The 1,247-nt window shown below is 31.1% G+C and carries 2 protein-coding genes; both read right to left on the bottom strand.

Annotated elements, in window-relative coordinates; all coding sequences use genetic code 11:
- The coding region (locus HPC37_RS10755; RefSeq protein WP_208123100.1) for a hypothetical protein at positions 1 to 493 on the bottom strand (493 nt) is incomplete at its 3' end.
- Between the two features lie 77 nt (positions 494 to 570).
- Positions 571 to 912, bottom strand: coding sequence for a hypothetical protein (locus HPC37_RS10760; protein ID WP_208123101.1), 342 nt, complete (start codon positions 910 to 912; stop codon positions 571 to 573).
- Between the last annotated feature and the right edge of the window lie 335 nt (positions 913 to 1,247).

Here is a 1,247-nt window from a genome sequence, read left to right on the forward strand (position 1 = left end):
CTCCCGCTGGTAATAACTTAACACCATCTATTGGGGTATCAAAGGTATTCAAAGAATATGAAAATCCCCCATTATTATAAGTCGAGCTTAAAGCTACCGATATATTAATTTTATTTATAATAAATGCTAATAATTGCAATCTATTTGAAATAAGTGTATCAGAAATGTAAACTTGCCCCATCCCAAATGGATCTGGTTGAACTAGTGCTGAGTGACTGGATAAATCAACAAAAACATAATTTCCTGCATTGAATTTTAACGGGATTTCATTAATGCGTCTTGGTCCAAGATAAAACTTAGAATCCAATATACCCATCCCTGATAAAAATCGATCACCCAATCTGCTATCCCAAACGTAAGCAGTATATCCAAACTTTCTGATTTCTTTAGCTCCCATATCTACTAAAAGCTTTTGAATCGAATCATTATGTTGTGTTGTGATCAAAAAATCTACTCTAGAATCTGAATAAGGAATAAAGTTAAGCTTTTCCATGATATCACCACTTAATTAAATAAGATAAATTTAAAACTAGTTATTATCATTACTGAAATTACTTTTATTTGATTATATTAGATACCTTCAGTAGTGCATCTAATATTGATTTTTTTATCAATTAGTTTTGCATAAATTATTTTATCACTATTTACTTCACTCATCGGGCTACCCTCTTCAACAAGTGCCAAAATCGTGGTTTGACTACCTATGTAATCACTCAACTTTGAAGGTAAATAAGGATTATTGATCTTTAAATCTTTTGTTTTCGCATCCATCACTAACAATGCATCAAATTCATCACAGAGTTTTAAAAAATCAAAGTAATCAACATAAGGAAGAATTTCAATATATTCTTTTAAGCTTTCTGGCACATCAGCCAAAATACTTTTTGGATCTTGTTGAGAGTAAACAACCAACTTTAAACGCCATTTATTACTATCTTCAAGCTGATCCCATGCTTCTAAAAATGGCTTAAATCCACGATTAGGATAAAATGATCCAAAATAACCAATATAGAAACAGGCTTCTTTTTGCGTAAAGAAGCTTCAGATTGGTTATAAAATTGCCTTGGTAAAGTTGGCTGTGGAATAATTTTAGCTTTTTGTTGAATAATTTTTCGAATCTCTTTATCAGCGTAAGAAAGCATATATTCCAACTGATTGGAGTTAGTAAAACTAACTCATCAGCATATAGGTAAGGCAGCATCTCGCACCAGTAAAATAAATTGTCATTTATATCTTTATGACTCCTT

This window comes from Spirabiliibacterium mucosae, assembly GCF_014884965.1.
Taxonomy (GTDB): Bacteria; Pseudomonadota; Gammaproteobacteria; order Enterobacterales; family Pasteurellaceae; genus Spirabiliibacterium; species Spirabiliibacterium mucosae.